The 22,952-nt window shown below is 50.5% G+C and carries 21 protein-coding genes; 10 read left to right on the forward strand and 11 right to left on the reverse strand.

From position 1 onward, the window contains the following. Positions 1-29: 29 nt before the first annotated feature. The 5 genes from ACFSW8_RS08125 to ACFSW8_RS08145 all read left to right on the forward strand — a co-directional run bounded on the left by ACFSW8_RS08125 (position 30) and on the right by ACFSW8_RS08145 (position 7,435). Positions 30-935 carry a PEP-CTERM sorting domain-containing protein gene (locus tag ACFSW8_RS08125; RefSeq protein ID WP_377177919.1) on the forward strand — a complete coding sequence of 302 codons (906 nt, stop codon included), beginning with the start codon at positions 30-32 and terminating at the stop codon, positions 933-935. Between the two features lie 141 nt (positions 936-1,076). Continuing rightward, positions 1,077-1,697: a TetR/AcrR family transcriptional regulator gene (locus tag ACFSW8_RS08130; protein ID WP_377089306.1), complete on the forward strand. Its 621-nt coding sequence runs from the start codon at positions 1,077-1,079 to the stop codon at positions 1,695-1,697. A 12-nt stretch (positions 1,698-1,709) separates the two neighbouring features. Then, entirely contained in the window at positions 1,710-3,089 is a 1,380-nt protein-coding gene (locus ACFSW8_RS08135) for an efflux transporter outer membrane subunit (protein ID WP_377089305.1), read from the forward strand. Between the two features lie 25 nt (positions 3,090-3,114). Beyond that, a complete protein-coding gene (locus ACFSW8_RS08140; RefSeq protein ID WP_377089304.1) occupies positions 3,115-4,254 on the forward strand; it encodes an efflux RND transporter periplasmic adaptor subunit in 1,140 nt (379 codons plus the stop codon). Between the two features lie 22 nt (positions 4,255-4,276). Continuing rightward, complete coding sequence (locus ACFSW8_RS08145; protein WP_377089303.1) at positions 4,277-7,435, forward strand: efflux RND transporter permease subunit; 3,159 nt, start codon at positions 4,277-4,279, stop codon at positions 7,433-7,435. A 51-nt stretch (positions 7,436-7,486) separates the two neighbouring features. On the opposite strand, the gene ACFSW8_RS08150 is transcribed toward ACFSW8_RS08145, so the two are convergent. After that, positions 7,487-8,248, reverse strand: coding sequence for a biotin--[acetyl-CoA-carboxylase] ligase (locus tag ACFSW8_RS08150; protein WP_377177921.1), 762 nt, complete (start codon positions 8,246-8,248; stop codon positions 7,487-7,489). 113 nt (positions 8,249-8,361) lie between these two features. Here ACFSW8_RS08150 and ACFSW8_RS08155 point away from each other — a divergent pair, with 113 nt between their 5' ends. Beyond that, on the forward strand, positions 8,362-9,267 hold the full coding sequence (locus tag ACFSW8_RS08155) for a DapH/DapD/GlmU-related protein (protein WP_377089301.1): 906 nt from the start codon (positions 8,362-8,364) through the stop codon (positions 9,265-9,267). A gap of 284 nt (positions 9,268-9,551) precedes the next feature. Here the strand turns inward: ACFSW8_RS08155 and ACFSW8_RS08160 are convergent, their stop codons facing one another. Beyond that, on the reverse strand, positions 9,552-9,683 hold the full coding sequence (locus ACFSW8_RS08160; protein WP_377089300.1) for an entericidin A/B family lipoprotein: 132 nt from the start codon (positions 9,681-9,683) through the stop codon (positions 9,552-9,554). A gap of 166 nt (positions 9,684-9,849) precedes the next feature. On the opposite strand from ACFSW8_RS08160, the gene ACFSW8_RS08165 reads away from it, so the two are divergent. After that, entirely contained in the window at positions 9,850-10,758 is a 909-nt protein-coding gene (locus ACFSW8_RS08165) for a MerR family transcriptional regulator (protein ID WP_377089299.1), read from the forward strand. Here ACFSW8_RS08165 and ACFSW8_RS08170 read toward each other — a convergent pair. From ACFSW8_RS08170 to metK, 7 genes are all read right to left on the reverse strand, one after another. Next, positions 10,755-12,068, reverse strand: a complete 1,314-nt coding sequence (locus tag ACFSW8_RS08170) for an MFS transporter (RefSeq protein ID WP_377089298.1) — start codon at positions 12,066-12,068, stop codon at positions 10,755-10,757. The genes ACFSW8_RS08165 and ACFSW8_RS08170 overlap by 4 nt on opposite strands. A gap of 5 nt (positions 12,069-12,073) precedes the next feature. Continuing rightward, a complete protein-coding gene (yaaA, locus tag ACFSW8_RS08175) occupies positions 12,074-12,850 on the reverse strand; it encodes a peroxide stress protein YaaA (RefSeq protein ID WP_377089297.1) in 777 nt (258 codons plus the stop codon). Between the two features lie 69 nt (positions 12,851-12,919). Then, a complete protein-coding gene (locus tag ACFSW8_RS08180; protein WP_377089296.1) occupies positions 12,920-13,483 on the reverse strand; it encodes a LemA family protein in 564 nt (187 codons plus the stop codon). 71 nt (positions 13,484-13,554) lie between these two features. Continuing rightward, positions 13,555-14,472, reverse strand: coding sequence for a ThuA domain-containing protein (locus ACFSW8_RS08185; RefSeq protein ID WP_377091473.1), 918 nt, complete (start codon positions 14,470-14,472; stop codon positions 13,555-13,557). 283 nt (positions 14,473-14,755) lie between these two features. Continuing rightward, on the reverse strand, positions 14,756-16,186 hold the full coding sequence (gene ahcY, locus ACFSW8_RS08190; protein ID WP_377089294.1) for an adenosylhomocysteinase: 1,431 nt from the start codon (positions 16,184-16,186) through the stop codon (positions 14,756-14,758). 51 nt (positions 16,187-16,237) lie between these two features. Then, positions 16,238-16,597 carry a four helix bundle protein gene (locus ACFSW8_RS08195; RefSeq protein ID WP_377089293.1) on the reverse strand — a complete coding sequence of 120 codons (360 nt, stop codon included), beginning with the start codon at positions 16,595-16,597 and terminating at the stop codon, positions 16,238-16,240. Positions 16,598-16,648: 51 nt separating this feature from the next. Next, positions 16,649-17,827, reverse strand: a complete 1,179-nt coding sequence (gene metK / locus ACFSW8_RS08200; RefSeq protein WP_377091471.1) for a methionine adenosyltransferase — start codon at positions 17,825-17,827, stop codon at positions 16,649-16,651. Between the two features lie 66 nt (positions 17,828-17,893). On the opposite strand from metK, the gene ACFSW8_RS08205 reads away from it, so the two are divergent. Genes ACFSW8_RS08205 through ACFSW8_RS08215 form a run of 3 tightly spaced genes read left to right on the forward strand, consistent with a single transcriptional unit; the run spans position 17,894 to position 20,206 of the window. Continuing rightward, positions 17,894-18,814 carry an ArsR/SmtB family transcription factor gene (locus tag ACFSW8_RS08205; RefSeq protein ID WP_377089292.1) on the forward strand — a complete coding sequence of 307 codons (921 nt, stop codon included), beginning with the start codon at positions 17,894-17,896 and terminating at the stop codon, positions 18,812-18,814. Beyond that, positions 18,762-19,601 (forward strand): phosphodiester glycosidase family protein, encoded by an 840-nt coding sequence (locus ACFSW8_RS08210; RefSeq protein ID WP_377177923.1) that lies wholly within the window; start codon positions 18,762-18,764, stop codon positions 19,599-19,601. The genes ACFSW8_RS08205 and ACFSW8_RS08210 overlap by 53 nt, the downstream gene beginning before the upstream one ends. Further along, positions 19,598-20,206 carry a hypothetical protein gene (locus ACFSW8_RS08215; RefSeq protein ID WP_377089290.1) on the forward strand — a complete coding sequence of 203 codons (609 nt, stop codon included), beginning with the start codon at positions 19,598-19,600 and terminating at the stop codon, positions 20,204-20,206. Before ACFSW8_RS08210 ends, ACFSW8_RS08215 begins: the two co-directional genes overlap by 4 nt. Before the next feature lie 51 nt (positions 20,207-20,257). Here the strand turns inward: ACFSW8_RS08215 and ACFSW8_RS08220 are convergent, their stop codons facing one another. Together ACFSW8_RS08220 and ACFSW8_RS08225 are read right to left on the reverse strand one after the other, a co-directional pair. Next, positions 20,258-20,413 (reverse strand): hypothetical protein, encoded by a 156-nt coding sequence (locus tag ACFSW8_RS08220; RefSeq protein WP_377177925.1) that lies wholly within the window; start codon positions 20,411-20,413, stop codon positions 20,258-20,260. Positions 20,414-20,562: 149 nt separating this feature from the next. Beyond that, on the reverse strand, positions 20,563-22,653 hold the full coding sequence (locus ACFSW8_RS08225; RefSeq protein ID WP_377089288.1) for an exo-alpha-sialidase: 2,091 nt from the start codon (positions 22,651-22,653) through the stop codon (positions 20,563-20,565). Between the last annotated feature and the right edge of the window lie 299 nt (positions 22,654-22,952).

Consider the following 22,952-nt stretch of genomic DNA (forward strand, 5'->3'; position numbering starts at 1 on the left):
CCGAAACCAAAAACATACTTCTCCCCCTTATGACTTCCCCCAAAAGCTATTTCTATAGCACTGCTGTCTTGTGTCTCGTCTCATCAGTCCACAGCTTTGCTGCGCTCAGCTCTATTGACGCACCAAGCTCCGCATGGAACTCCGTCTCCTACAAATCAGTCGCTGATGATCCTACAGACTCTAATGGCGCACAACACGAAGAGCTCGTCGGTACAGCACTCGTACCTTTCTTTTTCACAGCCTTCGATGACAATTCTACACCATCAAATAAAACCGATGGTACAATGTATTTCCGTACACGTCACGCAGACGCCGACAATAAAGGCAACTTCAGCTCAAACCTCTTTATTGGTATTGACGCTAATAAAGATTTTGTCCTCGACGCCTTTGTCGGTGTAAACTCCTCTGGAAATAGCAATGATATATTCATCGCTTCACCCGATTTCAGCGCCTCTAACGATTCAGTCAACGATAGTAAAATCGACCGAGGTACAGAAACTTCTGTGACCATCAATCCCGGCGTAAACTATAATTGGCGCAAGTTGACTGCCGCCGACTTCTCTGACCCTACCGATAGCCTTGACCTCGACGGAGCCCAAGACGGCTCAGAAGATGATTACTACCTATCATTTAGTGTCAATTTCAACACTCTCTCTTCCGTGCTCTCCACGAACACTGGCACCACTGTCGACGAAGACACTGCACTCAGATTTGTCGTAGGCACTTCAACCCAAAATAATAGTTTCAACAAGGACCTCGGGGGCCTCAACGGAAGTGGGGATTTCGGCACGGCATTTTCATTACTTCCAAATGGTGGCCCAGTGTCAGAACAATTCTCCGCTACTGGAACTCCTATACTTGTCCCAGAACCCACCAGCAGCATGCTCTTGGCCTCAGGCCTCCTCCTCGCCTGCGGTATCCGACGCAAGAAATAAACCCATCATCACATTCCTTCCCATCCCGGATGGCCACCACTGGCCATCCTTTTTTTTAGGTACTTACACCCTATTTCAAAACACCATTTTAAAATTTTATTTGCATTTTGACGGGGCTCGTTAATAGGTGGTGCCATGACTGTGAAGGACAAACTGCTCAATAGCGCAATCCGCGTATTCTCCCGCACCGGCTACCGCGATGGCAAAGTCGCTGAAATCGTGCGTGGTGCTAAAGCAAATATCGCTTCCGTAAATTACTACTTCGGCTCAAAAGAAAAACTCTTCGCTCAAGTCCTGCGTAAAGCATACGCAAAAGCGGAAGCCGTCCACCCAGTCAGTGGTAACCTCCCAAAGTCAGCTCCTCCAGAAGAACGCCTCGCCGCCTTTGCGCGCGCAATCGTCAGACGCACACTCGATTCTGGTTCCGCCGGCGACTTCAACCGAATCATGAGTAAAACGGTCCACTCCCCAGGCTCACCCATCGATACCATCTGCGCTGAAATCACCACCCTCCAAGTCGAACCACTCCAAGAAATCCTCGTCGGATACCTCGGTCAAGTCGATGAACAATCCTACGCCGTCGCCACACTCAATTTCCTCAGCCTCGCTGCCGTCGTAGCAAAACACCCATTCGTCATCGAAAAAATCTTCGGAGATAACCCAGCCCCAGAAAAACTGGAGGCCTTTGTCGAGCAACAAGTAGCCGCCATCCTCGCTGCTACGAAATCGCTTGCTAGTCACCAACCATCTAACGCATACTAACAGAGACTCATTATGTCTAAGCTAGTATCCTCGATCCTTGGGGTATCACTTGCAGCCCTTACCTCTAGCTGCATGGACCGGCCAGCGGCGCTTTCTCCTAACGCGAAAGCCACCCTCAGCATCCCCGCCCGCTACGACTCCACGCCCCCTCCAGTCCCCCAAGTTAGCTCCAGCTTGAGCAGTCTCTTCGCTGACCCACAACTCACCCGCTACATCAATAAAGCGATCAAAAATAATCCCGACCTCAAAGCCAGCGCCGCAAGACTCGAAGAAGCTGGCTACAATACCAGAAAATCTCAAGCGGGACTCAGCCCCACTCTAGACGCCAACCTCGGCGCTAGTACCAACCGCAATAACCCCACAGGTTTCGGTGCCGTCACCTCAGAAAACTATACCGCCTCCCTCGATGCCCGCTGGGAAGTCGATGTCTGGGGACGCATCCGATCAGGAATCTCAGCCTCCACTAGCGATCAGGCAGCTGCTACCGCAGACTTCGCATCCGCTCGCCAATCAATCGCCGCTCAGACCGCCCAAGCATACTTCGATCTCCTCCGCACCAGCAGCCTTCTCCAACTCTCTGAAGAACGCCTCACCTCGTTTAAAAAAACACTCGATCTCGTCAATCGCCGCTTCGAAGCCGGAACCTCAGATCTCGGGGCCCTCGACCTCGCCCGTACTGATATCGAAAACACCCGCTCCCAAGTAGCACAACGTAAGGACGAAAGAGATAAAGCCGCACGCCGCCTCGCCATTCTCATAGGTGAATACCCTACTAACAATCGCTCAGCGACTCAGTGGCCTCAACTCTCCCGCAGCGTCCCAGCCAATCTCCCCTCCACCCTCCTCATGCAACGACCCGATATTGATGCCGCCTACCAACGCATCAGGGCCGCTGACGCTCGAGTCGATGTCGCACATAAAGACCTCTACCCACGCTTTAATCTGACCGCCAGTTACGGCCAGCAGTCCAGCGTCCTGAAAGACCTAGCAGAATCTAACTTCAATGCTTGGTCACTATTAGCGAACATGAGTGCACCACTCATCGACGGAGGCGCCCGCAGAGCCGAGGTTGGAGCTGCTAATGCTCGTGCCAAACGCTCACTCGCAGATTACCAATCGACCGTACTCAACGCCTTCCAAGAAGTCGAAAATGCGCTTGGTTCTGAGACCTACCTGCGCCAGCAATACTCCGCAACTAGCAAGGCACTCGCGGCTGCAGAGTCAGCCGAATCCCGAGGCCTACGCAGCTACAACAATGGACTCATTAACATCCTAGACCTCCTTGAAGTCCAACGACGAACCTTCGCCACCGAAGAGTCACTCATTAATATCAGAGCTCTCCGATACCAAAACCGCGTTTCACTAGCACTCTCCTTGGGCAAGGCCCTCTAACCATCTCCTACTCCAACCAAGCACGATGAAAATTGCTCTTCGCATCCTCGTTCCTATCATCATCCTAACCGCGGCTTACACACTGGCGAAAAAAATGATCGCCAGCAAGCCGCCACTCCAGAGTAAACAACCACCCATTGTCGTCCCCACCGTCGATACGGTAAAAAGAAGTGCCGAAGACCACAGCCCACCAGTAATCACTTTCGGCACCGTCCAAAGCTATTTTGAAACCACCCTCACCCCGCAGGTTTCTGGCACCATCACCAAAGTCTCAGAAACATTCAGAGTCGGCCGCGAAGTCAAAGCTGGTGAGATCCTCGCCCAAATCGATACCACCGACTATGAAACCACCCTCGCCCGTGAGACTGCCACACTCACCGCAAACCAAAGAACACTAGAAGAAGAAATTATCCGCTCCAAACAAGCCGAAGAAGACTGGATCGCTTCAGGACGTCAACTCTCCTCAGCCTCACCCTTCGTCTTGAGGAAACCACAACTCGCGTCCGCCAACGCCAGTATCACCTCCTCACATGCCGCTATCAAAAAGGCTCAAACCGATATTGAGCGTTGCTCCATCAAGGCCCCATTCGACGCCATTATCAGCAAGCGCAATGCATCAGTCGGCAACTTCGCATCCGCTCAAAGCCAACTCGGCACCCTCGTCGCCACTCAGAAAGCGGAAATTCGACTCCCTCTCACCCCGAACCAAGCCGCGCGCATCTCCCTCCCTAACCAAAGCTCGCCCTCACAAGCCATCACTCTAACCAGCCCCACGAAACCTGCCGCCAAGTGGACTGCAGCTCTGGTACGCACTGAACCAGTCATTGACCCCACCAACCAAGTCGTCTTTGTCATTGCCGAAATCGATCACCCCTACGACCGAGAACAAGCATTGCCCATCGGAACTTTTGTCAATGCCACCATCCCAGCGCAACAAGTCCCTAATGCCATCGAGGTACCAGAAGTAGCTCTCGTCAATGATGCACACATATGGGCCGTCACCGCTGAGATGACCTTGGTAAAAATTCCAGCCAAACGCATCTATTCACATCTCGGCAATGCCTACATCCAACTCGGGAAAAGTGAACTTCCCCCGCCTTTCACTATCGTCTCTAGACCACTCACCAATTTCCGCTCAGGCATGAAAGTGCGCCTCGCCGAGTAACTCAAACACACTAACAAAACCTGTGTCCTCACCTCTCCAGAAGCACCCCTTCATCACCTGGTTTGCCTCCAACCCAGTGGTGGCTAACATTTTGATGTTTTCCATCCTCGCCGCAGGCTTGTTCACGGCGGTTACTGTACGAAAAGAAGGCTTCCCTGCCTTCGCCGCGGAAACAGTGAGAATCACCGTACCCATCAGAGGCGGCACCCCCGAAGATGTCGAACGTGGCGTTGCCATAAAAATTGAAGAATCTCTCCAGTCAGTCGACGGTATCGAACACATCCGCTCAGTGAGTACTGATAGCCTCGCCACCATCACCGTTCAAGCCAAAGAAAAGTACCCCATCACCAAACTCCTCGATGATGTCAAAATCCAAGTCGACGCCATCCCCAGCTTCCCCGAACAGGCTGAAAACCCAGTCATCGTCGAACAAAAACGTACCAACGAAGTCCTCTGGGTAGAACTCTACGGCGAGGCTTCAGAAGCCGTACTCAAAGAAACTGCACGCAACCTTCGCGACGTCCTCCTGCGCCAGTCCGCAATTTCCAAAGTAGAAACCCTTGGTGACCGAGACTACGAAATCTCTATCGAGCCCTCAGAAGAAAAACTTCGCCTCTATAACCTCACCTTCAACGAACTCGCCCAAGCAGTCTCCAATAACTCACTCGACCTCGGAGGCGGCGTCATCCGCTCCGAACGTGGTGACATCGCACTCCGCTCACGTGACCAAGCCTACCTCAGGAAAGACTTTGAAAACATCCCCGTGCGTACCAACCCCGATGGCACGCGCATCTTTGTCAGAGATGTTGCTAATGTCCGAGATGACTTCATCGACCAAGAATACCTCAATCGCTACCGCGGCCAGCCCTCCGTCAGCTTACGTATCAAAACTGAGGGGAATGACGACATCCTCAAAGCCGTACGCCAAGCTCGTGAAACCGTAGAAGAATACTCAAAAGCAGACAAACTCCCCGAGGGGGTACAAATTGCAGGCTGGTACGATGGCGCAGTCAATATCCGAGACCGACTCGTTCTACTCGGGAAAAATGGTTTTGTCGGTGTCCTCCTAGTATTCCTCACTCTCACCCTTTTCCTCAACCTACGTCTCGCCTTCTGGGTTGCAGTCGGTGTCCCAATTTCACTCGCTGGAGCTCTGGCATGCTTCCCAATTGCGGGCATAGACCTCTCGGTCAATGTCATCTCAGCCTTTGGCTTCCTAGTCGTACTCGGTATCGTCGTCGACGACGCCATCGTCATCGGTGAATCAATCTATTCAGAAAAAGAACAGCAAAAAGAAATCACCGACAGCGAAGGCTACATACGCTCCACAGTGCGCGGAGTGAGCAAAGTCGTCACACCTGCCACATTCGGTGTCATCACCACCGTCGCAGCTTTCCTCCCCCTCACACAAGTCAGCGGACGAATGGGAAATGTCTTTGGCCAAATTGCTATCACCGTCATTCTCTGCCTGATCTTCTCACTCGTAGAATCTAAACTCATTCTTCCCTCACACCTCGCACACATCGATGTCCATAGGAAACCCACCAATGCCATCACACGCACCTGGGCCAAAATCCAATCATCCATCGCCCGGGGCCTCCAATGGGTCATCGACTCCATCTACCGCCCACTCATCCGAACTCTCATCCCATGGCGCTATACCGTCCTAGCGGGTTTCATTGCCGTACTCGTCCTTATCGTCAGCCTCCTTCCAGCAGGCATGTTACGCTTCGTCTTTTTCCCTAACATCTATAACGATAACATCACGGTCACTCTCGAGTTAGAACAAGGCCAATCCGTCGACTACCTCCACCAGTCAGCTCTCAGAATAGAACGCGCAGCAGAGGCCCTCGGTGAAGAATATAAACAAAAACACGGACACAATCCCTTCCTCGAAGTCCAGATCTCCTCTAGTAATAACACCAAAGCATCCGTCATTACCGAGCTCACCCGCTCCACCACCCGTGAATTCCTTCCCACAGCGGATATCATCAAAGACTGGCGGAAAAAAGTAGGCCCCGTCGCAGGTGCGCGCTCCCTCTCCTTCGCCGCCACCGCAGGCCCTCCTGGCGGCGACTTTGTTATCAACCTCGAATCCGAGGACCTCAATGAACTCAAAGCCGCAGCCGAAGACCTCAAAGCGGTCGTCGCTACCTACCCTGGCGTCTACGATGTCCTCGATACCTTCGATTCAGGAAAACCTGAAATCCTCTACTCGATCACCCCTGAAGGCCAAGCCGCTGGTGTCACTAAACGCGATCTCGCCATCGGCGTGCGCGATGCTTTCTACGGCCGTGAAGCCCAACGTGTCCAACGTGGCCGTGAAGAAGTCCGAGTCATGGTCCGCTACCCCATCGAACAGCGTGACTCGCTCGAAACACTCCGTGACATGCGCATCCGTAAGGCCGATGGCACAGCCATTCCATTTTCGCTCGTCGCCAATACCGAGTACTCCGAGTCCCTAGCATCCATAGAACGCTACGATAATAAACGCGTTGTGTCCGTAGAAGGCTCCATCGACAAAGGAGTCACCTCCTCAGACGAAATCCAAGCCCGCCTGCTCGAAGAATATTTCCCCCAAATGCGGGCCAAGTTCCCAAGTATCTCTACCAGTGAAAGCGGTGAAGTGGAACAACGCCAAAAGTCCATGGGCTCACTCCAAGTCGGATTCCTCCTCTCCATTATTTTCATCTATATCCTCATTGCCATCCCTCTCAAAAGCTATGTCAAGCCCCTGATCATCATGTCTGTTATCCCCTTCGGTATCATTGGCGCTCTGATGGGGCACTTCATCATGGGGATCCCAGTATCCATTCTCTCCATGTTTGGAATCCTCGCCCTATCAGGTGTCGTCGTGAACGATTCGCTCGTCCTCGTCTGCCGCATCGATGACCTCAGAAAGGAAGGCTCTACTCTGCTGGAAGCTTGTAAGAGAGCTGGTGCCGACCGTTTCCGCGCCATCCTCTTGACCTCCTTGACCACTTTCTTTGGTCTCTACCCGCTCCTGCGAGAAACCGAAGTCCAAGCCCAGTTCCTCAAACCAATGGCTGCTTCCCTCGCTTTCGGCATCCTCTTTGCCACAGTCATCACCCTCGTTCTGCTCCCCATCCTTCTGCTCATCGCCAAGGACATCAAAGACTTCTTCAAATACGTCTACACAGGTGTGGAAACTAAAAAATGAAGGACCATATTACCCACCTCAATTCTCTCCAACATAACAAGGAGCGCAACTTCAGTTACCAAGCTCACCTAATAAAGGTCGCACGCTATCTGCCTGTGCGACCAATCGTGACTCCCCCTCAGCTTCCAGAACTAAATATCCCTCAGAGCTGATCCCACGTAGCACCCCTACCCGCTTCTCCCCACCCTCGTAAAGCTGAACCCACTCATTTCTGAGTGCGCAACGCTTGTTACAGGCTTCCACCAATTGCTCAAAACCAGAGCCACAGCGACTTCCCCACCCGATCAATCTCTGCAGGATATCCACCAAGAGAGCCTCTCTCTCGATCCGACCCACTCCCTCCAAAGCGAGAGAAGTCGCCTGCACCTCTTCTGGAAACTTCCCAACACTAACATTCAATCCAATCCCAACCACAGCGCAGTCCTCACAACCCTCAACCAAAATACCTGCTAACTTTTTTCCCCCGACCCACACGTCATTTGGCCACTTGATCTCAGCCTCCACCCCATACCTCTCTGCCGCCTCAGCAACTGCTAGCCCCGCTGCCAATGCTAACCTCGGCCAATACACCTTTTCGTAATCAGGCTCCAAAACGAAAGAAAATAACAAGCCCTCACCAGCGGGACAAGTCCATGACTTCCCTCCTCTCCCGCGCCCCTTCGTCTGCTGCTCAGCCACCACCAATGTGCCTGACCCCTCCCCCTCGCGCACGAGTTCTGCCGCCCTGTCATTGCTAGAATTCAGTTGCTCATAGAGATGCAACTTCCCGTCTAGTAAAGGCAACCTTCGTATCAATTCAGCTGAGTTAAGCATCACAAAAAGACTGCTCTGCCCCACATTTACCTGCAATCCCAAATTTTGAATCGCAACTTGCTAGACAGCAATTTCACCCTCTGCTAGACTGAGGCTTAACTATTCATAACCACATGGAAGCCGTCATCCAAACCCCACACCACGAATCACTCTGTGCTCCAATCACCTCCGGCCATCACATCGCCGACATTCTGATTGGAAACATCCCTCTCAAGGATCTTATGGCTACTGAATTGCGCCGAGCTGGCTTCCAGATTGTAGAGCTCACGCAAGTCACACCAAGCACCGTGCATCTGCCACTCGACCATTGGGTCGAAGTCGGAGCTCTCTGCCTTCTAGCTAGAGAAACTCCAGGCACATGCCTCTACGATTCCATGGGAGATATCGTGGCGTGGAAAGGATGTGATGAACCCGACCAATGCAAACGTAAAATCGTAACCGAAGCCGATTGTTTCCGCATGCGTTACCCATGGGAAATCCTGCAGGTCAACTCCGCCGTCGTCGAAGCCCTGCCAGACGATAACATCCTCGGATCAGTAAGCCCCCTCTCAGAAATCAATGGCATTGTCCAGCTCGGCGAAGGTTCCAGAATTCTCCCCGGTGTCGTGATCGAGGGCAATGTCTCCATCGGACGCAATTGCCGAATCGGTCCCAATGCCTACATCCGCGGTAATACCTCCATCGGCGATGACTGTATCATCGGTAATGCCGTAGAAGTTAAAAACTCTCTCATCGCACATAACACATCAATCGCACACCTCTCCTATGTCGGTGACTCAGTCATCGGCTCACATGTCAACCTCGGTGCCGGAACCATCCTCTCCAACTACCGACACGATGGCAAAAACCACCGCTCCATGGTTCAAGGTGAACTCATCGATACCGGCCTCGAGAAACTTGGAGCCATCATCGGCGACGGCGTTAGAACTGGCGCTAACACCGTCATCTATCCAGGCCGAAAGATTGGTAATGCCCGAACCACCCTCCCCGGTGCCATCATCAAAGATGATATGATGTAATACCACCTCGTGATTCAGAAGAGTCAAATGGCTGGGAAATTTGTTCGCAAATCAAGGCACGATGAAGCAATCCGGCTCCCGCGGGATGAATGATGAGAGACGCTGATTTATAAACAAAGAGCCCGCCCCAGATTTCTTTCGCGCAGCGCAATGCATCATTCCTCCCAAATCATCATTTGACTCTTTTGAGGTACGATTTTCTATAAATACAAAAAAGCGTCAGAATGAACTGACGCTTTATACATGCTAGAACAGGCCATGCCTGCTAAGCTGTGCCGCTTGCTTTATCGACTCGCTGCATTAGAGAGAGCGGCACCTCCAGCAGAGATGTCACGCCCCACCCCCTGCATCGTCTGACAGGAACTTAATCCGAAGGCTGCTAGAGCTAAGAGTGAGAGAAGTACTTTCATTTTCATATCTGAATCTATGCTTAGCATCCACAGATTTTCACTGCCAAGCCTTTTTTTATCTCACTAAATCCCCCTCGCCACTTGAGTTCACCCCAAGCTGTGGCAAATTATTTCCATTACTAAAAAACCATTTGCACTCACCCAACCACCAGTCTAGCTATTCACTCTGCCTATGAATCTCCACACCATGAAAGTCGTCTCCCAACAGACAGGACTCAGCCCGCACGTCCTCCGAGTCTGGGAAAAACGCTATGAAGTGGTGACCCCCCAGCGCAGTGACTCAAACCGACGCCTATACACTGACGAAGACCTCAGAAGACTCAGCCTACTCGCTAAACTGACTCAAGCTGGTCACGCCATCGGCCAAATCGCCTCACTCCCCTGCACAGAGCTCAGCTTGCTCCACGAAAAATACCAAACAGCAGAAGGCCAACAACATGATCAAACCGACGCTGCTCTCGTAGATAAAGCCCTCGCTGCAGCTCGTGAACTCGACCAATCCGCTCTCGAAGAGACCTTCGATGAAGCCTTCATTAGCTTCGGCTACTCAGGCCTGCTCGAGCGAGTCATGATCCCCTTCCTCCACAAAATTGGCGAATATTGGCAACAAGGAATTATCCCCAGCAGTGCCGAACACGCAGCAAGCAACGTCGTGCGTGACTACCTTACCCTCGCCGCACGCCCCTACAGTTCGCTCGAAGGCTCACCCCGTATCATCGTCACCACCCCCTCTGGACAAGTCCATGAACTCGGCGCAGTCATCGCTGCTAGTATCGCCAGAAAATCAGGGTGGGACGTCACCTACCTCGGCGCATCGCTGCCATCGGAGGAGATCGTCGGCGCCGCCATCAAACGGAAAGTCAAAGCCGTTGCTCTCAGTATCGTCTACCCCATGGATGACCCAGCACTCAGTTCCGACCTCCTGCGCCTCAGAAAACACCTACCCTCTGACATCGCTATCATGATCGGCGGTAAAGCCTGTGCCAATTACCAATCGATTATCGAGGAAATTGGCGCCATCCAAGTCTCAAGCTTCGATCAACTCCGAAACACACTCGACCAACTAAGGTCCCCAAGCTAGTTGCGTGCTTCTTGCCTCACACGCATGCTTAATAGGGCCCATACCACAAGCCCGATGGCCAATCCATAGGCCATCCATTCCAACGCCCACCCAAAGGCGGCACGCTCGCCGATAGACTCGGCCATATGATTCATGGCCGAACCCACTGCGAATGAGAATGCGCCATAGCCAAGATTTAATGTCAGGTTGTTCACACTCAAAATCGAAGCCCGCTGCTCAGATGGCGCAGCTTGATTAATAAAGCGACTAAGTAAAAAACCAACCTGCATGAGACCTAACATAACTAGGAAACATGGCACCACTCCCCACGCATTGCTTACAAAAGCTACACCTAACAAACCTGCTAATGTCACCAGCCCTGCATAGATGAAGTTCACCCTTGGACTGAACTTCCGAGCCATTTGCTTCACGTAAATAGGCACAACCACTCCCGATAAAGACATCCCAGCACCTATGATTCCCCACGTGTAGGTCGGTAAGTCAATGTACTGGAAATAACTCGATTGCAGAGTCACAAAAGTACGTGAACTCGCGTCAATAATCAGCCCGGCAACAATCAACACCGCAAGCCAGCGAGTCACCCATACCCACCTTACTGCGGACAACGCTCCGTGCCAAATACCACTCAGATGCTTCGCTTGTTTCCCCCCCTTCTTAACCAGTCCCAGATCACTCAAGCGAAACGCAAAAAAGACACAAAAAAGTGAACTGACAAAACACAATGCCACAGGGAGTTTCAAACTCACCCACTTGGGAAAATCCCCAAAGATCAGACGCATCTTCTCATAATCAAATACAAAAGCCCCCACTACCATCGCTAATACCATTGCGATAGAACGCCAACGCATCGTGGCTACAAGCACCTTATCCCAACGATGTTCTCGCTCCCCCTCATCCTCATGCAGTAATTTCACTGAATCATACGCGAGCGCTTCATCCGCACCACTGGCCGATGCCTCAGCCAAACCACTGAGCACCCGATTGACTGCACAAACGCCAAACAACCACCAGCCTCCACCTATCGGAGCAAGCAATAATAAAAGCATCTCAACCAGCATGCTCATCGCTGAAAAAATCACCAGCTTTCTCCGCCCCACCATGTCTGCCAACACCCCCGATGGCAGCTCAAATAATACAATCGTGATCGCCCACAAAGCGTTCAACCACAAAAATTGAGACACACTCAACCCCATCTCGGTAAAAAATACCGCAAAAATAGGGTAGTAAAAACGTGCGTTAAATAAGACGCGAAACCATACAAAAAGCCGAACATTACGCTCTAACTCATCTCTGCCTAGTCCCGCATCCATCGCTCTTACTTTTGCTCAGCTCTCATGAAGACCAACTCGTTTGCGGTCGAACTCTTGGCATCATATTTGTAACCAGCCGTCTTAAACTTCTTTAAGCCAGCAACATCATTGACGCCATGACGAACAATGAAATCAGCCATCATCCCTCGCGCTTTCTTCGCATAAAACGATATAATCTTATACTTTCCGTTTTTCTCATCCTTGAACACTGGGGTGACCAACTCACCATCCAATTCCTTCTTCTTTACCGAGGAAAAATATTCGTTAGATGCCAAATTTACCACTAACTCAGAACCACTCGACTTCAGGTCCTTGTTCAGAATCTCTGTGATCTTGCTCCCCCAAAATTCATACAAATTCTTTCCTCGGGCATTCGCTAACTTTGTGCCCATCTCCAGTCGATAGGCCTGCATCAAGTCTAATGGCCTCAAAACTCCGTACAGACCTGATAGAATGCGTACCTGCTTCTGCGCTGTAGCAAAATCATCCTGAGTCCAATCTGCTAGCTCCATCCCCTGATACACATCTCCAGTGAAAGCAAACAATGCCTGACGGCTATTGTCTTTTGTAAAATCACGCTCCCACTGCACATAACGCTCAGCATTGAGCACCGCTAACTTCTCACTGATAGACATCAAGCTACCAATCTCCACAGGGCTCATCTTACGCAACTGTAAGACCAATTCCTCAGAGTCATCCAGCAAACGCGGCTTCGTGCTCTTCTTCGTTGGTAACTCAGATTCGTAATCTAATGATTTGGCTGGTGAGAGTAATACTAGCATGCCCCCACTCAAGCACTCTTCAAAAAAATTACAAGAGCACCCTGCTAATAGTCACTATTAGCGACCCCATTATAACCTCACATCACGCACACCACTCTCTTCAGAATCTATCTGAAACCACTCACGCTTCTTAAAACCAAACATCGCAGCAACGATACTCGAAGGAAACATCTGAACCCCGTCGTTGTAATCTGTAATCGCCGCATTGTAGGCCCTCCGCGCCGCTGCAATCTGGCTCTCCACCTCAGTCAAATTGCGCTGCAAGTTCATAAACTGTTTATCCGCCTTTAGCTCCGGATAACTCTCAGCAAGTGCCAGAATACGAGGCAACTCAGATGACACCTCACTCTCATAGCGAAAACGCTCCTCCATACTCGCCCCTTTAGCCGACTTACGCGCTTCAACCACACGCTCTAACACCTCTTTCTCGTGGCGTGCATACCCTTTAACTGACTCTACTAAACGTGGTATAAGGTCCCATCGCTTCTTCAGCTGAACGTCTATCGAACTAAATGCATAATCAACGGCATTTCGGCGACTCACATGACCGTTGTATAAAATCACCAAGCCTAACAAAGGCAGAATGACCACAGCAATAATCCATACCACATCAGCCTGTGACAAATAATACATGGCTATACCTTGCTACAATGAACTCCTCACTGACGATGGTAAGATCGCCAAAACATTGTAATACTCCAGCTCTACTGAGCCAGGTACTCAACCGAATTCACTAACACTTTGCGAAATGCTTCCTCGTTCCATTCCTCACTGGAATGTCCCAGTGTAAAGGAGACTACTTTTGTTTTTCCATACGGGTGCTCCCAGAGAACAACTGCTTCTCCCTTATCCACTGAGCCTTTCAATATAGACGTACTAGCAGGACTATCCTCTGCATTGATAAAATTATAATAAAGCTCCTCCCCCTTGCTTGTTGTGAAGGTTTCTAGACCTTTTACCGTTGGATGGCCCTTGGCGATCACACTACATTCCACATGCCCCTGCGGACTATGTGCCGTAGACGCTAATCCCGTGAAGTTTGGCCAGGCTGGAAATGGTTCGCCAGGATGGTTCTTCTTCCACTCAGCTAACAAGTCTTTGCGTGTATGCACCTTCGAATGCGCATCTCCAGGGTGGACTGCTTGCTCACCTTTCTCCTTAAAGGTCGGCCAAAAACTATGAAGCGAACAATGCACTAACACAGCAGGAACTTCATACTTCTGAGTCTGCTGCATAATGTTATATGGAACCTCAGGGTTCGCACAATGCGCCATGCACATATTGTATACAATCACATCCACACCCTCACCAAATGTCTTATTCGAAGCCAGTTCCTGCTCAACTTCATCATGAGTTCCCGACATCACTTTAAGATTCCACCCCTTCGCCTCAGCTAGCTGAGTAAAGACACTGCGTTGAAATGTGTAATCGTGATAGCGACCCGGCTCATGGGTTACATACAATACATCAACCACCTCGTCTTCTACACTAGCCTCTACTTCCTTCCCCTTCCCACCTTTAGGAGCCTCACTACAACTGACATACGCTAACAGTGAGAGACACATCGCAGAGGGCAGCCCCAAGCCACACCAACGCTTCATTCGGGAAGTCACAGATTTCATGCCCAACAAATTGCAAAGATTTTTGCCAGAAATCAAGCAGGATGATTCGCCCACACTGCCGATACGAAGCTGCCAGACGATTACTATTCCCTCACCTGAACAGATCAATAAAGCTCAGCTCGCCACCCCGCATTTCTCTCTGAGTTCCTTGTTCCCGTGCAACAAGCGCCACCCGTAGATTCATAAAAAGCGCTGTCCCTAGCATGAGAGACAGCGCTTTTAAATTTTTAGAAACTGACAGCTGAATACTGCCAATTTTCTACTCTAAAATGGCTATGCCATTTTAGTAGCGATAGTGATCCGGCTTGTATGGACCTTCTACAGGAACGCTGATGTAGTCAGCTTGATCCTGTGTGAGAGTGGTAAGCTTCGCTCCAATCTTCTCTAGGTGGAGACGAGCTACTTCCTCATCGAGGTGCTTCGGAAGCACTTTCACTTCACCTGCCTTGTAAGCATCTTTGTTCTTCCAAAGATCAATCTGAGCAAGAGTCTGGTTCGCGAATGAGTTAGACATCACGAAGGATGGGTGACCAGTCGCACAGCCGAGATTTACGAGACGACCTTCAGCCAGCATGTAAAGGCTGTTACCGCTTGGGAAGGTGTACTTATCCACCTGCGGCTTGATGTTGAGTTGAGTCACGCCCTCAGCCTTGTTGAGTGCTTCCATCTGAATCTCGTTGTCGAAGTGACCGATGTTACAAACGATCGCCTGGTCCTTCATCTTCTCCATGTGCTCGAGACGGATGATGTCGTAGTTGCCAGTCGTGGTCACGTAAATGTCAGCCCAGCCAAGAGTGTCTTCCACTGTGAGAACTCGGTAACCTTCCATTGCAGCCTGAAGCGCACAAATGGGGTCCACTTCAGTCACAACGACCTGCGCCCCTTGACCACGAAGTGCCTGAGCACATCCCTTACCAACGTCTCCGTAGCCACAAACCACAGCAACCTTACCTGAGATCATCACGTCAGTCGCACGCTTGATACCGTCAACAAGGGACTCACGGCAACCGTAGAGGTTGTCGAACTTTGACTTTGTAACAGAGTCATTCACATTGATAGCTGGTACCAGAAGCTTTCCTTCTTTCGCCATCTGATAGAGACGGTGAACACCAGTAGTAGTTTCTTCAGAAACGCCCTTCCAGTCCTTGAGGATTTTAGCAAAGATACCTGGCTGCTCAGCACCGATCTTCTTAAGGAGGTTCTTAATGCACGCTTCTTCTTCGGAACCTGCAGGCTCGTTCACCCAGTCAGAGCCATTTTCCATTTCAAACCCTTTGTGGATGAGAAGTGTAGCGTCACCACCATCATCAACGATGAGCTCCGGTCCAAGACCGTCTGGGCTCACGATCGCATTCCAAGTACAGTCCCAGTACTCTTCAAGAGTTTCACCCTTCCAGGCAAACACTGGCACACCAGCTTTTGCAATCGCTGCAGCGGCGTGATCCTGAGTGGAGAAAATGTTGCATGAACACCAACGCACTTCCGCACCAAGATCCACAAGTGTCTCAATCAATACAGCCGTCTGGATCGTCATGTGAAGAGATCCCATCACGCGCACACCATCAAGCGGCTTCTCCGATGCGTATTTCTCACGAATAGCCATCAATCCTGGCATTTCGTGCTCTGCAATATCAATTTCCTTGCGACCAAAATCAGCCAAGCTAATGTCAGCGATTTTGTAGTCGTCTGTTTTTTCTAATGTTGAAGTAGACATGTTCTTAATGTTTTTTAAGTGATTAGGTTGTTACGTTTTTACGTTTTTACGTTAAAAGATTCTATCCGATAAAGATTTGATGAGATTCTGTAATTTACTAGAAATTTTCTTAGTGTCGTCGAGCAAAACTGTAGCAGCTTCGTGGTCCACGATTTTCATTTTGATTGAGAGGTAGAGTTGGGTTCGTACTTCAGCACATGAGCCTTTAGCAATATGCAAAAAACGAATTGTATCCTTTTCAGATCCGCGCTCACAACCTTCAGCTATATTTGAAGGAACTGAGATCGATGAACGGCTGATCTGGTCACGCATTGCATAGTCTCGTGATTCTTTGAACAATTCATGAATGGAAACAGCCAATCTGCATGACTCCTTCCAAACATCTAAATCCTCAAAGCTTCGGTAAGACATGAACGTAATAACGTAACACCTAACAACATAAAACCACTACGAGAAAACCATTTAACTAATTACTGCTTTCAGCTGATCAACCTTGTCGGTCTTTTCCCATGTAAGCGCGTCCAAATTATCTTCACGTCCGAAGTGACCGTAGTTCGTTGTGTGCTTGTAAATCGGACGCAACAAATTGAGCTGGCTGACAATATCAGCAGGCTTGAAGGAGAAGACTTCCTTCACTGCATTTTCAATTGCAATCTCTTCAACCTTGTTAGTCCCAAAGGTATTCACACTCACTGAAACAGGGTGCGGATGACCAATCGCGTATGCCAATTGAAGCTCCGCGCGGTCTGCAAGCCCTGCAGCCACAATATTTTTTGCTACCCAGCGGCACATATAGGCTGCCGAACGGTCAACCTTAGACGGATCCTTACCAGAAAAAGCACCGCCACCGTGACGACCAGAACCACCATAAGTATCAACGATGATCTTACGTCCTGTGAGACCCGCGTCACCTTCTGGACCACCGATCACGAAAAGCCCTGTAGGGTTGATGAGAAGTTCAGTGTCCTCCGTGAGAAGATTGGCTGGGATCACTTTCTCAATGAGATCCTTTTGCAAAATGCTGCGAATCTCTGGAGTGGTGATATCGGCTGAGTGCATCGTTGAGACAACCACTGCTGTCACGCGGGTTGGCTTGCCGTCTACATACTCCATAGACACCTGAGTCTTGGAATCTGGACGCAACCATTGATGCTGGCCAGATTTGCGCAATGTGGTGAGCTCTCTACCGAGCTTGTGTGAGTAGCTAATCGGAGCCGGCATCAACTCTGGAGTCTCGTTGCAGGCGTATCCAAACATGATCCCTTGGTCACCAGCTCCCTGCTCTTCAGTGTCCTTGTTCTCAGCACCTTCCGCATCCACACCCTGTGCAATATCAGGCGATTGCTGACCAATCAGGTTCACAAAGAAAAAACTATTCGCATTGAACTTGCAGTCATCGTGCACATACCCAATCTCGCGAATCGCTTTCTCAATCAATGCGCGACTGTCAAAATCTGCATGCGTCGTGATCTCACCAGCAAGACCCACTACGTTGTCTTTTACGAATGTCTCACATGCCACGCGGCTGTTCACATCCTGCTCTAAACAAGCATCAAGAATGGTATCCGAAATCGTGTCACAGACCTTGTCTGGATGACCTTCAGTCACGGACTCAGAAGAAAAAATGAAAGGACGGCTCATAGAATTTTGTTGTTGCATCAACAAATCGTGATGTGTTGATGTGAGCTACATATAAACGCTTTCTAGATGCCGTCAAATTTAATTTCTCTCAAGCTCATCACCGACCCCACACGCCTCCGTATTCTCATGCTTCTTGCCCATGAAGAGCTCAGCGTCGCGGAACTTCAAAGCATTCTAGGCATGGGCCAAAGCCGAATCTCAACCCAACTCTCCAAGCTCAAAGAAAGCGCACTCGTGAGCGACAGACGCGTCGGAAAAAACGTACTCTACTCAGCCTCTGCGCCTGAAGCCCTCCTCGAAGTCGCACACTTCGCTGCGGCCGACATTGAAGAAATTACTACCGATCGTGCTGCCTTACGACTCGCACTGCGCAAACGCCGTGACCGCGCGCGGGCGTACTTCGATGAACTCGCAGGAAAATTTGGCCGACAATACGTTCCGGGTCGCTCATGGAAAGGGCTCGCCGAAGCATTGCTCAAAATCCTTAACTACGAAACCGTCGCCGACCTTGGAGCCGGTGAGGGCACCCTCTCCCAACTCCTAGCACAGCGCGCCAAAAAAGTGATTGCGGTAGATAACTCACCTAAAATGGTAGAGTTCGGCCAACAACTCGCCAAAGACCACGCTCTCCCCAACTTGGAGTACCGTCTCGGTGAAATCGAAAACCCACCCATCCAAGCCAATAGTATCGACCTCGCAATCTTCTCCCAAGCACTTCATCACGCCGAACGCCCAGAAATAGCCATCAACAAAGCCTACCAAATCCTCAAACCCGGGGGCACCCTCGTCATCCTCGACCTACTTCAGCACACATTCGAACAAGCCAGGGAGCTTTATTTCGATACCTGGCTCGGCTTTTCTGAGCTTTCCATTACCCAGATCTTGGAGCACAATGGCTTCGACCAAGTCGATACTGCTGTCGTTGATAAAGAAGATGAAGCACCCCACTTCCAGACCCTACTCGCCACCGCGAGAAAACCACTCTAGAAAAAGATTAGAGAGACTCCTTCCGAGTACCGCCCTCATCTGCTGCGCACTTGCCACTGAAACCCTTGCTGCCCCGAGAGCGATTTCAGTAGGTCAAGAAACCAGCCCCAAGCCTCCCAGCTACACATTGGTCACCAGTGAAGGAGTGCGCCTCCACCTCATCCACTTTGATAGCCGACTTCACCAACTTAGTGTCATAGACCAAGTCCAAGGCCCTGCTAGCCAATGGCGCGATTCCAAACACCTCGGCTCCCATAAAAATGCCATCGCCTGCCTCAATGGCGGCTTCTTCCAAAAGAATGGACAACCACTCGGCCTCGTCATCAGCAATGGCCAACGACGAGGAGCCAACCACTCAAGTTCACTTGCCTCAGGTTTTGTCTTCAGCACCGCCCACCATATCGGCATGGCCCGCCGAGCCTCTCTCTCAGAGACACTGCGAACCCATCGCCCCAAAAACCTCCTCCAAACTGGCCCCATGCTTTCCTATCAGGGAGAAAGTGTCCAAGGTCTATCTAGCAAAGAATGGCGACCACGCTCCTTTCTTGCCACCGACGGCAGCTACCGCTGGCTCATGGGATACGCTGAAAACACAACTCTCCAACAATTAGGTGTCGCCCTGACAGGAAAAAACTTAGCTGGCGTACCCATCTACCATGCTATCAACCTTGACGGAGGTCGTTCCTCTGACTTATGGGTCTCGCCCCAGCTCACTCAGGGTGGCAAACATCTGCGCGCCTTCTGGAATAAGCCGGTTCGCAACTTCCTCCTATTGACTACAAAATGAAGCCATTGCTCATCCTACTTCTCACACTCGTATCTACCTTTGGCCAATACCAAAAAGTAGACGCACCCGTGAATTCCTCTGGCCGAACTCTCTCATTCCACATCTACCATTTCGACACCAGCCGCCACCCAGCTGAGCTCCATTCCCGCCCCACAACCATTTCATCCGCCATCAACCGACGCAGCCACCTAGCAGGCGTGGCCCTCGGCGCTCCAATCAATGGCGATACCTTCACCCTCGAAACCCAACATGGCATGCTCAAGGTCGTTACGGGTAACTCCAATGGTGCCAATATGGGGCCGCAGCTCGTTGCTCAAAAAAGCCCCCAACCAGGCCTCGATAAACTCCACTACGCACGGCGCACCTTCCTACTCCATAACGGAGACAAACGCTGGGCCATCGGCTATGCCCCCTCACTCAGCCAAAGCCAACTCGCACACGCACTCGCACACATCAGTAAAACTACTAAGCGAGGCTACTCACTTGCCTACCAACTCAATGCCGGAAATTCTTCAGGCCTCTGGATTCGCAATGACTCCTACCAGCCATTCTACCTAAAAGAATTCCAAGCTCCCACACACGTATTGAGCATCAGACTCAAATAACACATACCCACTGAGCTTGAACTACTACGCGATTCGGGTTCGATTTGAGTATTAGCCCTCGGGAAGCCGCTCACCATAGCGCTCAATAGCGTCTCGATGCTTCGGATCAATCAGTTCCTTTTGATCTGACTTCTCATCCTCCTCAAACCATTGGTCGCAGCCCGGTAACAAACTACCGATAAATACCGCTATGACCAACCGCTTCATAGACGCACCCTGCCCTATACTCAGCTCGGCGCCAACCAAATAAGCCGATAGCTTAGCTGACAAAAAACCCTCAGCTACCAATCGGCAGCTGAGGGTAAATGATATTATTGAGCTAACCGGAATGCTATAAGTACAGATGCAAGCCAAGGCTACTTCTGCATAAGCTCGTCCAAGCTCAGTCTCTCAAATGTCATATTCGATTGACTCCCCTCATAAATAATCCCGATGTCGCGACGCCCGTTCTCTTCGATCAAACTCAAACAAGAATACGCCCCACCAAGTTGATCTAAAAGGTACGGCTCAGACCAAGTCTCACCTTCATCTAAGCTATAGCGAATAGACATATGCGTGCGTCGCTTCTTGCCTCCATCTGCCGGGCCAGAGAAAAGCAAGATATCTTGCTTGTCGCCATCCTTAGTCGATGAGTAGCGCAAGATCGAAGCCATGCAGCCACTCATGTTGAATGTCCCACGCCCCGACGTCTTATGCTGAGTCCAAGTCTCACCCAAATCTTTCGTCGTGAATACTGCCCGACCACCCGCTGAGATACGACAATTTAACATCAATGACCCATCATTCAATTCGACAACCTGAGCCTCAGTCGTTTCCTGCGGGTACTCAACTCCAGGCGCGACCTTCCAAGTCTCACCGTGATCCTTGCTGTACAAAATAGAGGAACGAGCTGAGTAACGAGGCTTCTCTTTACTGCCTAGGTTTACCTTGTACTGGAAGGCAAATACCAATGTGCCATCGCGCATCGAAATACCTGCCCCAGGTCCCTGCAACATTAATTGCCATGCAGGATCCTTAATCTCAGGCGTGAGATTGCGCGGCTTAGACCACGTCTTCCCATCGTCCTCAGATTTAACAATCACCACTTGCCCAGTGTCCTTCGGGTCCATACCCGGCTTTGACTTACCCCAATACCAACCACTACTCAGACCGTGGGCTACCAAGCCAGTGATATAAATGTGTCCAGTCTTCTCATCCACCAAAATTGCCGGATCTCCTACACCATTCTTGTTCTCAGGCATTCCTAACCATTCTCCCATATCTAACACTGGACGCGGCGCCTCCCAGCTGCGACCACCATCAGTGGAACGGCTCAGGCCAACATCAATGTCACCCGGCAAATCACCATTTTGATTCCAACGTAAATCATAGACAGCTAATAAAGTTCCCTCCTTGCTAGTCACCATCCCAGGAATACGCATCCGCTTACACACCATCTTCGTACCATCAGTGCGAACAACCTCATCACCAGAATGCGCCACATTGAACCCAATCCGCTGGCTCTTCACCACCACCTCTGCGTCACCTGCCGATAACTTACCTTTCTTCTCTAACTCCGCTCCAACAAAGTCAGCCACGACTCGATTGGTTAACTTAGCATCGTTAGAAATGCTCGCCTGCACAACAAAGTGGTTTTCCCCACTCTCCAATGCGTAGTCAGTCTCGAAACTCACACCATCCTTCGCAGGCTTTGTGTCTAACTTTTTAGCTTTTGAAAGGTCACTAGATCCCCCCTGTAAAGCGTACAAACTCAAGCTCTCGATGTCTTTCAAATCGCTCGTCCCCTTCACGCGAACATGGAGCTTCTTGAGCTTATCCACGTTCTTGCTGCCTTCAGCCTTGATGCTATAGCGCAAAGCTATCGCGTCAGACTTGCGAATCAATAAAGGAATCTGAGCTTTCTTAGCACTCGCCCCCTTCACAACCATCGGTCCATCAGGGATCACAGTAATGTTATCTAGCAGCACACCACTACCCTCCTTAGTTGTAGCTGTGAAACGAAACGCTTCAAACTCTTCACCTCCCAAGTCAGCTTCACGTTTAGTTGCTAATGCCCTCAAAGGAAGCTTATTGCCATCATACACACGCTTCCACTTCCCTCCTGACTTGCCCTCTATCTGAAAAGCAAATGGACTGGCACCTGTCCATCGCTCAGCATTGAAATGCAATGCCAACAATGGCTTCTTTTGCAATGCCTTCGCTAACTCTAGCTCCACTACCTTGTTCTCCCCACCTGTAATTCTAAGACTCCCCGCAGTGTCATCCGCAGACATAGAATTCTTTTCCATGTGCCCCTTGCTGGCTCTAAAAACCCCCAAATCACTGGAGATTTCCCCCTTAGCATTTAGACTCACATTGCTAAAATCTTCACTCGCAGCATGCAGGCTCCCCATACTCATTGCCGCCATACAGCATCCCATGCCCTTTATTCGCATTACATTCTTCATATTTTTGGATCGGTGATTTTGATCAGCTAGTCACACAAGCACCTACTAGCACATTGTATTCTATCAGATCTCCACCCACTGTCGAAGATTTCCCGCAGAATAGCACGCAGACTACACAGGTACGAATACCCAACCAGCTTAGTCCCTCAATCCCCCACCCCAGCACACTTCCACCATGCACGGCACGCGAAATAACTGCCCCAACTAGAAGGCTGAGCCCATTCTCATAAACACAAAAAAGATAGAATGAGAAGAGAGGTGAGGCCGCGCCATGGTTGCTGGTAAGCTCATGGCTTATG

Source organism: Rubritalea tangerina, assembly GCF_042683245.1.
Taxonomy (GTDB): domain Bacteria; phylum Verrucomicrobiota; class Verrucomicrobiia; order Verrucomicrobiales; family Akkermansiaceae; genus Rubritalea; species Rubritalea tangerina.

Excerpts from the sequence above, each read along its gene's own strand:
- ACFSW8_RS08125 (WP_377177919.1), top strand. The coding sequence starts at position 30 with ATGACTTCCCCCAAAAGCTATTTCTATAGCACTGCTGTCTTGTGTCTC.
- ACFSW8_RS08135 (WP_377089305.1), top strand. The coding sequence starts at position 1,710 with ATGTCTAAGCTAGTATCCTCGATCCTTGGGGTATCACTTGCAGCCCTT.
- ACFSW8_RS08140 (WP_377089304.1), top strand. The coding sequence starts at position 3,115 with ATGAAAATTGCTCTTCGCATCCTCGTTCCTATCATCATCCTAACCGCG.
- ACFSW8_RS08150 (WP_377177921.1), bottom strand. The coding sequence starts at position 8,248 with ATGCTTAACTCAGCTGAATTGATACGAAGGTTGCCTTTACTAGACGGG.
- ACFSW8_RS08155 (WP_377089301.1), top strand. The coding sequence starts at position 8,362 with ATGGAAGCCGTCATCCAAACCCCACACCACGAATCACTCTGTGCTCCA.
- ACFSW8_RS08160 (WP_377089300.1), bottom strand. The coding sequence starts at position 9,683 with ATGAAAATGAAAGTACTTCTCTCACTCTTAGCTCTAGCAGCCTTCGGA.
- ACFSW8_RS08165 (WP_377089299.1), top strand. The coding sequence starts at position 9,850 with ATGAATCTCCACACCATGAAAGTCGTCTCCCAACAGACAGGACTCAGC.
- ACFSW8_RS08170 (WP_377089298.1), bottom strand. The coding sequence starts at position 12,068 with ATGGATGCGGGACTAGGCAGAGATGAGTTAGAGCGTAATGTTCGGCTT.
- yaaA (WP_377089297.1), bottom strand. The coding sequence starts at position 12,850 with ATGCTAGTATTACTCTCACCAGCCAAATCATTAGATTACGAATCTGAG.
- ACFSW8_RS08180 (WP_377089296.1), bottom strand. The coding sequence starts at position 13,483 with ATGTATTATTTGTCACAGGCTGATGTGGTATGGATTATTGCTGTGGTC.
- ACFSW8_RS08185 (WP_377091473.1), bottom strand. The coding sequence starts at position 14,472 with ATGAAATCTGTGACTTCCCGAATGAAGCGTTGGTGTGGCTTGGGGCTG.
- ahcY (WP_377089294.1), bottom strand. The coding sequence starts at position 16,186 with ATGTCTACTTCAACATTAGAAAAAACAGACGACTACAAAATCGCTGAC.
- ACFSW8_RS08195 (WP_377089293.1), bottom strand. The coding sequence starts at position 16,597 with ATGTCTTACCGAAGCTTTGAGGATTTAGATGTTTGGAAGGAGTCATGC.
- metK (WP_377091471.1), bottom strand. The coding sequence starts at position 17,827 with ATGAGCCGTCCTTTCATTTTTTCTTCTGAGTCCGTGACTGAAGGTCAT.
- ACFSW8_RS08205 (WP_377089292.1), top strand. The coding sequence starts at position 17,894 with ATGCCGTCAAATTTAATTTCTCTCAAGCTCATCACCGACCCCACACGC.
- ACFSW8_RS08210 (WP_377177923.1), top strand. The coding sequence starts at position 18,762 with ATGAAGCACCCCACTTCCAGACCCTACTCGCCACCGCGAGAAAACCAC.
- ACFSW8_RS08215 (WP_377089290.1), top strand. The coding sequence starts at position 19,598 with ATGAAGCCATTGCTCATCCTACTTCTCACACTCGTATCTACCTTTGGC.
- ACFSW8_RS08220 (WP_377177925.1), bottom strand. The coding sequence starts at position 20,413 with ATGAAGCGGTTGGTCATAGCGGTATTTATCGGTAGTTTGTTACCGGGC.
- ACFSW8_RS08225 (WP_377089288.1), bottom strand. The coding sequence starts at position 22,653 with ATGAAGAATGTAATGCGAATAAAGGGCATGGGATGCTGTATGGCGGCA.